Source organism: Mesorhizobium sp. M8A.F.Ca.ET.021.01.1.1 (genome assembly GCF_003998025.1).
Taxonomy (GTDB): Bacteria; Pseudomonadota; Alphaproteobacteria; order Rhizobiales; family Rhizobiaceae; genus Mesorhizobium.
The window spans coordinates 1-7,595 of sequence record NZ_RZSJ01000281.1 but is presented as its reverse complement, the minus strand read 5'-3'; the positions used below and the strand labels follow the sequence as shown (position 1 = coordinate 7,595).

At 63.0% G+C, this 7,595-nt stretch carries 6 protein-coding genes and 1 pseudogene; all 7 read right to left on the bottom strand.

Going from position 1 to position 7,595, the window contains the following annotated elements:
• The coding region (locus EOA36_RS20760; RefSeq protein WP_127279215.1) for a GMC family oxidoreductase N-terminal domain-containing protein at positions 1-1,509 on the bottom strand (1,509 nt) is incomplete at its 3' end.
• Between the two features lie 12 nt (positions 1,510-1,521).
• Positions 1,522-2,283, bottom strand: coding sequence for a 3-ketoacyl-ACP reductase (locus tag EOA36_RS20755; RefSeq protein ID WP_127279214.1), 762 nt, complete (start codon positions 2,281-2,283; stop codon positions 1,522-1,524).
• A gap of 211 nt (positions 2,284-2,494) precedes the next feature.
• Positions 2,495-4,009, bottom strand: coding sequence for a GMC family oxidoreductase (locus EOA36_RS20745; protein ID WP_127279213.1), 1,515 nt, complete (start codon positions 4,007-4,009; stop codon positions 2,495-2,497).
• Between the two features lie 106 nt (positions 4,010-4,115).
• Complete coding sequence (locus EOA36_RS20740; RefSeq protein WP_127279212.1) at positions 4,116-5,231, bottom strand: ABC transporter ATP-binding protein; 1,116 nt, start codon at positions 5,229-5,231, stop codon at positions 4,116-4,118.
• A 4-nt stretch (positions 5,232-5,235) separates the two neighbouring features.
• A complete protein-coding gene (locus EOA36_RS20735) occupies positions 5,236-6,180 on the bottom strand; it encodes a carbohydrate ABC transporter permease (RefSeq protein ID WP_127279211.1) in 945 nt (314 codons plus the stop codon).
• Positions 6,177-7,133 (bottom strand): sugar ABC transporter permease, encoded by a 957-nt coding sequence (locus EOA36_RS20730; RefSeq protein WP_127279210.1) that lies wholly within the window; start codon positions 7,131-7,133, stop codon positions 6,177-6,179. Before EOA36_RS20730 ends, EOA36_RS20735 begins: the two co-directional genes overlap by 4 nt.
• A 90-nt stretch (positions 7,134-7,223) precedes the next feature.
• Positions 7,224-7,595: pseudogene (locus tag EOA36_RS20725) on the bottom strand (sugar ABC transporter substrate-binding protein); the annotation flags it as partial.

The window sequence follows — 7,595 nt, the reverse complement described above, 5'->3', positions numbered from 1 at the left end:
CGGCATCACCGATGCGTCGCAGACACGCAAGCCGTCGATGCCGCGCAGCCTGAGATCCGGCGTCACCACCGCCATCTCGTCATGGCCCATGCGGCAGGTGCCGACCGGATGGTGGTCGGTCTTGGACGTGCGGCAGGCATAGTCGATCAGTTCATCGTCGCCGGCGAGCGATGGGCCGGGCAGCACCTCGCGCAGCACGTATGGGGCCAGCGCCTCCTGCCGCATGATTTCGCGGGCCAGCCGCAGTCCCTTGAGCGACATGGCGCGGTCATAGGGATCGGACCAGTAGTTGGGGTCGATCAGCGGATGGTCGGCGGGGTTGGCGCTTTTCAGCCGCACCGTGCCGCGCGAGCGCGGGCGCAGGAAGGCCGAGTTCAAGGTGACGCCCGGGTTGTTCAATTTCTCGACGCCGGCCTCGATGCCGGATCCCAAACCCAGGTGGAACTGGATGTCGGGCGAGGCGGCGGTCGGGTCGGCGTACCAGAAGCCGCCGGTCTCGAACAGGCTGGAAGCCACCGGACCCTTCTTCAACAGCAGATATTGCAGGCCGGCCCAGGCCGTGCGGTGCAGCTTGGCGTAATTGTCATAGGTGTGATCGCCGGTGCATTCGGCGATGACGAACAGGTCGAGATGGTCCTGCATGTTGGAGCCGACGCCGGGCAGATCGTGCACCGGCGTCACGCCGACCGATTTCAGATGGTCGGCCGGGCCGATGCCCGACTGCATCAACAGCTTCGGCGAGCCGATGGCGCCGGACGAGACGATCACCTCGCGGTCGGCGCGCAGGATTTTTGTCTCACCCCCCGGCTTATCTACAACCTCGACGCCAACAGCGCGGGCTTTCTCGACGACGATGCGGGTGACCAACACGTCGGTCCTGACGGTGAGATTCTTGCGGGCGCGAATCGGCTTCAAGTAAGCGACCGAGGCGGAAGAGCGCCGGGCATCCTTCTGGGTCAGCTGGTAATAGCCGACGCCTGCTTGGGCAGCGCCGTTGAAATCCGGGTTGAAAGGGATACCCATCTCCTGGCCGGCGCGGAAATAGGCCTCGCAGATCGGCAGCGGCGAAATCGGGTTCGACACGCCGAGCGGGCCCTGGTCGCCGTGGAAATCGTTGGCGAAACGCTGGTTGTTCTCGGCGCGCTTGAAATAGGGCAGCACGTCGCGGTAGCCCCAGCCGGCCAGCCCTTCCTCCTTCTCCCAGGCGTCGTAATCGCGGGCATTGCCGCGCGTGTAGATCTGCGCATTGATGGAGGAGCCGCCGCCGACCACCTTGGCCTGCGTGTACCAGAAGACGCGATCCTTCATGTGCTTCTGCGGCACGGTCGACCAGCCCCAGGAGGCAATGCCCTTGGTCATCTTGGCGAAACCCGCCGGCATGTGGATATAGGGGTGCCAGTCCTTGCCGCCGGCTTCGAGCAGCAGCACGGAATTGGAGGGATCCTCGCTCAGCCGGTTGGCCAGAACGCAGCCGGCCGGACCGGCGCCCACGATGATATAGTCGGTCATTGTCTCATCCGTTCACAGCCGCGGCACCGAGAGCGCGCCGTCGACATTAATGATCGAGCCGGTCGAAAAGCCCAGTCTGCTGGCAGCGAGCGCCGCCACCATGGCGCCGATGTCGGAGGCTTCGCCCCAGCGTTTCGCCGGCACCAATCCACCTTCGATCAGCGCGTCATATTTGGCGGTCACGCCCGCCGTCATGTCGGTGCGGATGATGCCCGGCCGCAGCTCGAACACGCCGATGTTTTCCGAGGCGAGCCTGAGCGCGAGGTTCTTCACCCACATGGAAAGCCCTGCCTTCGACATGCAATATTCGGAGCGTTCTGGAGAGGCCATCTCGGCGCTGACCGATGTGATGGTGATGATCGATTTCGCATGATCGCCGGGCTGGCGGAGCATCGCCTTGGCGACGGCTTGGCTGAGGAAGACGGTGCCTCGCAGGTTGATGCCGAGCGCGCGGTCGAAATTGTCGGGTTTGAGATCCAGCAGGTCGCCACGCACGACGGCGCCGATGCCGGCATTGTTGACCAGGCAGTCGATGCGGCCGAAGGCACGCATGGCGATATCGACGAGGTCGGCGTGGCTTTCGAGATTGGCGATGTCGCATCTGATATAGGCGAATTTTGCAGCCCGCGCGGTGATATTGGCGGCGAGATTGGCCGGCGCTTGGTCGGCTAGGTCTGCGACAAGAATATCGAAGCCTGCGTCGGCGAGCGCCTCGGCACAGGCCAATCCAATGCCGCGTGCACCGCCGGTGACTATGGCGGCAGGGCGCGTCATGGGGCGCTAGCCTTGCGAATGCTAGCGCTGCCCCTCATCGCCCTGCCGGGCACTTCTCCCCGTATAGTGACGGGGAGAAGGACGCTGTCATCGCCGCTTTCGCCAATCGCCAGCGCTGCAAAAAGGTCGCCGGCGTTGCGGCCAGGTCCCTTCTCCCCGTCCTTCACGGGGAGAAGGTGCCGGCAGGCGGATGAGGGGCGGCGCAAACCGGTCATGCTAGTTCGCTCTTGCGGATATGGTCCGCCACCCGTAGCGCCTGGGCGGCGATCGACAGCGCCGGATTGACCGCCGCCGAGTTCGGCAGAAAACTGGCGTCGACGACGAACAGGTTCTGGTGATCGAAGGCGCGGCAAAAGGGGTCGAGCGGCGATGTCGCCGGGTCGTCGCCCATTTTCACCGTGCCGCACTGGTGCGAGGGCGTACGCTTGTCGAAAGGGCGCGACAGCACGATGGGATAACCGCAGGCGCGAAAATTCGCGCGCATCACCTTGGTCAGCCCATCGAGCGACTGCATGTTGGAGCGCCGCCACTGCATGACGATGTCCTTCCCGTCGACCATGATGCGGCTTTCGGGATCGGGCAGGTCCTCGCACATCAGGTACCAGTCGACGGCATGGCTGGCCATGTAATCGAGCGCGAATTTCGGCACCCGCTTCACATTGGCCCTTAGCATGTTGCCGTCGATCTTGCCGAGAAGCTGGACATTGCCGAGCGGTTTGCCGCCCTTGCCGTCGGACAAATAGTAGTCGTTCAGCATCAGCGTCTTCTGGTAGACGGCATCATTCCTGCGGCGCGGATCGATCGCCAGCATGGCGCTCGAATTGTGGTTCATGAAATTGCGCCCGACCTGGTCGGAGCGGTTGGCCAGGCCCTTGTCGCCCCCCTTGCCATTACCGGGTGAGGGCGAGCGTAGCAGGATGACCGCTGAATTGACCGCGCCGGCCGACAGGATGACCAGTTTCGGCGACAGCTTTTTCAGCTCGCCGTTCTGGCGATAATGTATGGCGGATATGGATTTGCCGTCCGGGGCAGTCTCGAGATATTCGACATAGGCGCCGGTCTCGAGCTTGATGTTCGGATCGGTCAATGCCGCTGCCAGCGGTGCGGTCTGCGCGTCCATCTTTCCCTGGCCCGTGTTTGGGAAGGCGTCCCAGCCGGTCCTGCCCTCCTTCAGCCATGTCTCTATGTCGACGCCGAGTGGCAGGGAGGCCGGATGCAGGCCCAGTCCCTTGAGCTCGGCGCGGGCACGCGCGATCGGCGCCTCGTCGGGCACCGGCTTGAAGGCATAGGGAACCGAATGAAATGGCTCGGTTGGATCCTCGCCCAGCGCGCCGCGCACGCGGAAAAGCTGCTCTGCTTTCGAATACCATGGCTCGAATTCGTCATAGGAAAACGGCCAGGCCGGCGACACGCCGCCAAAGTGCTCCATGTCGGAAAAGTCTTGCTTGCGATAGCGGATCAGCACCGCGCCGAAGAATTTCGAGTTGCCGCCGACATAGTAGTAATTGCCTGGGTTGAAGGCGCCGCCGCCGGCCTCGCGCCACATCTCCTTCGGCCGGTAGTGGCCGTCGACGAAGATCGAGCGCGTGTCGCGCGCATGCGGGGTCGCCGGCAAGGGTTCGCCGCGCTCCAGCATCAGGATGGAGGCGCCGCTGCCGGCCAGACCGGCAGCGATCGTGGCGCCGCCGATGCCGGAACCGATGATGACGATATCGGGGTTTGCCATCACCTAAAGCGCGCCGCGATTGAATTGACACATGCGACGCGCTTCAGGTCCTTTGTTTTGATGCATGTCGTTGCCCCAAAACCGGATCCACTTTTGGCGACACGCATCAGCGAATACGGTTCTCGGTCGCCGGATCGAAGAACACCGCCTTGGTCAGGTTGAAGGCCAGCGGCGTGCTGGTGCCCGGCTGGATGTTGGCATCGGCGCGCAGCCGTGCCACCACGCCCTTGCCGCCGAGATTGGTGACGGCGAAAGTGTCGGAACCGGCCGGTTCCACCACCTCGATATGGCAATCGGCGGTGGCGATTTGCGAGGCGTTGCGTTCCGCGCCTTCGGGATCGGTAAGCGCCTCCGGGCGGACGCCGAAGATGATCGGCTTGCCCTTGAATGCCGACAATCCGGCCGGCGCGTTGGCCATCGGCAAGGTGATCGGCTGGCGTGCCTCGCGATCGAGCACGACGGCCAGATCGCCGCCATTGCCGCCGATGGTGGCCGGGATCAGGTTCATTGCCGGTGACCCCATGAAGTCGGCGACGAAGACATTGCTGGGGTTGTTGTAGATTTCGGCCGGCGTGCCGAATTGCTGCACCTCGCCGTCACGCATGACGGCGATCTTGGTAGCCAGCGTCATCGCCTCGATCTGGTCGTGGGTGACATAGACGATCGTTGTACCCGTGGTGGCATGCAGGCGCTTGATCTCGATGCGCATGTCGACGCGCAGCTTGGCGTCGAGGTTGGACAGCGGCTCGTCGAACAGGAACAGCTTGGGGTCCCGCACCAGCGCCCGGCCCATGGCGACGCGCTGGCGCTGGCCGCCGGAGAGCTGGCTCGGCTTGCGCTGCAGCAGATGGCCGATCTGCAGGACCTTGGCCACCTTGTCGATCGCCTTCTGCCGTTCGTCGGCCGGCACGCCGCGCATTTCCATGCCGAAGGAGATGTTCCCGGCGACCGTCATGTTGGGGTAGAGCGCATAGCTCTGGAACACCATGGCGATATCGCGCTTGGACGGATGAAGATCGGTGATGGTGCGGCCGTCGACGCGGATATCGCCAGAGGTGATCGTCTCCAGTCCGGCAATGGTGTTGAGTAAGGTTGACTTGCCACAGCCGGAAGGACCGACCAGCACCAGGAAGCCGCCTTTTTCCAGCTCGAGGTTAATCCCTTTCAGGATCTCGACCTGGCCGAAACGCTTCCTCAGACCATCAATTTCCAGAAAAGCCATTGGGTTATCCTTTGACCGCGCCCGCCATCAGGCCACGCACGAAATAGCGGCCGGCGAGCACATAGACGAGAAGGGTGGGGAGTGCGGCGATCATCGCCGCCGCCATGTTGACGTTGTATTCGACGACGCCGGTCGAGGTGTTGACGACGTTGTTGAGCGCCACCGTCATCGGCATCGCATCGCCGGTGCCGGCATAGGCGGAGGCGAACAGGAAGTCGTTCCAGATGTTGGTGAATTGGTAGATGACGGTGACGACGAAGATCGGCATCGAGTTCGGCAGCATGATGCGCCGGAAGATCTGGAAGAACGAAGCGCCGTCGACCTGGGCGGCCTTGACCAGTTCGGTCGGGAACGCCTCGTAATAGTTGCGGAAGAACAGCGTGGTGAAGCCGATGCCGTAGACGACGTGGACGAAGACCAGATTGACCGTCGAATTGCCGAGGCCGAAGCTGGTGCCGATCGAGTTTTGCAGCGTCACGCCGAAGCGGCCGACGCTGCCCAGGATCGTCGCCATCGGCAGCAGAACGGACTGGAACGGAATGAAGCAGGCAAACAGCATCAGCCCGAACACCAGCGTCGCCCCGCGAAAACGCCATTTGGTCAGCACGTAGCCATTGAGCGCACCGAGCATGGTCGAGATCAGCACGGCGGGAACCACCATCTTGATGGAGTTCCAGAAATAGCCCTTGATGCCGGCGCAGGTGAGGCCGACGCAGGTCTCGCCCCAGGCCTTCAGCCAGGGATCGAAGGTCGGCGCCTTGGGCAGCGAAAGCATGTTGCCGTTCTGGATCTCGTCCATGGTCTTGAACGAGGTCACCAGCATGACGAACAACGGCATCAGATAGAACAGGGCGAACAGCGCCAGAAGTCCGTAGATGACCATGCGGTTGACGAGTTTGACGTTCATGCCGCCGCTGGCCTGGCGGGCGGGAGTGGTCATAGCGCTCATCGCGGCTTCTCCCTGAGTTCCGAATAGAGATAGGGCACGATGATGGCGACGATGGTCATCAGCATGATCACGGCGCTTGCCGAACCGACGGCCATTTCGTTGCGCTTGAAGGTGTACTCATACATGAAGTTCGAAGGCAGCCATGCCGAGCCACCGGGGCCACCGCTGGTCAGCGCGACGACCAAGTCATAGGATTTGATGGCAAGGTGCGCGAGCACGATGAAGGCCGACAGGAAGATCGGCCGCAGCAGCGGAATAACGATGCGGCGATAGAGCTGGAAGGTGGTGGCGCCGTCGATCTGCGCCGCCTTCATGATCTCGCCGTCAATGCCGCGCAGGCCGGCCAGGAACATCGCCATGATGAAGCCGGAGGCCTGCCAGACGCCGGCGATGACCACGGTGTAGATGACGAAATCCTTGTTCTTGATCCAGTCGAAATGGAAGCTCGTCCAGCCCCATTGGTGCAGCGTCTGCTCGAGGCCGAGGCCAGGGTCGAGGAACCATTTCCAGGCGACGCCGGTGACGATGAAGGAGAGCGCCATCGGGTAGAGGTAGATGGGACGCAAGACGCCTTCGCCGCGGATCTTCTGGTCGAGCAGGATGGCCAGGAACAGGCCGAGCGCCAGGCAGATCAAGATGTAGAGAAAGCCGAAAATGCCCATATTGGTGATCGATGTGTACCAGCTCGACGGCGGATCGGTGTCGAAGGTCCAGTTCCACAGCCGCTGGTAGGCGCGCGCGCCGGTTATGGCGTAGGACGGAAAGGTCTTGGAGTTGGTGAAGGACAGGTAGATCGTCCACAGGATGAAGCCGTAGACGAAGACGACGGTGACGGCGAAGCTCGGCGCCAGCACGATCTTGGGCAAGGCGTCCTGCAGCCGCGAGCGCACCGAGGCCCGCGGGCGGGCATGCTCCGGCGTCAGCTTGATCTGGGTTGTCGCAACTGTGCTCATGGGGTTCCTCCCGTCGGCGTTCGGCCGACCGGCCTCACGGACCGGGAACCTCCCCCGCCGGAGCGGGGAAGGTGGTTGGGTGCCTAGTGCTTACTTGGCGTCGTCGATTGCCTTGACCAGTTCGGTCACGGCCTCGTCCGAGGTCTTGATCTGACCGTGGACGAATTTGGAGACGACGTCCTTGTAGGCATTGGCGACAGCCGGAGGGGCGCCATAGCCTTGGGCCAGCGAGCCGAACAGCGTGCCGCCTTCATTGGCCTTCTTCAGGTCGGCGATACCCTTCTTGCCGCAAGCGTCGAAGTCGGTGTCAGGCACGTCGGTGCGGGCCGGAACCGAACCCTTGACGACGTTGAAGGCCGACTGGAAGCTCTTCGACAACGTGGCTGTGGCCAGAGCGACCTGGGCCGCCTTGCGGTCGTCGGGGACGTTGAACATGCCGAACATGTCGGAGTTGTAGATCAC

Bases quoted from the DNA above. Each gene is read 5' to 3' on its own strand.
- EOA36_RS20755 (WP_127279214.1), bottom strand. From the start codon at position 2,283: ATGACGCGCCCTGCCGCCATAGTCACCGGCGGTGCACGCGGCATTGGA.
- EOA36_RS20745 (WP_127279213.1), bottom strand. From the start codon at position 4,009: ATGGCAAACCCCGATATCGTCATCATCGGTTCCGGCATCGGCGGCGCC.
- EOA36_RS20740 (WP_127279212.1), bottom strand. From the start codon at position 5,231: ATGGCTTTTCTGGAAATTGATGGTCTGAGGAAGCGTTTCGGCCAGGTC.
- EOA36_RS20735 (WP_127279211.1), bottom strand. From the start codon at position 6,180: ATGAGCGCTATGACCACTCCCGCCCGCCAGGCCAGCGGCGGCATGAAC.
- EOA36_RS20730 (WP_127279210.1), bottom strand. From the start codon at position 7,133: ATGAGCACAGTTGCGACAACCCAGATCAAGCTGACGCCGGAGCATGCC.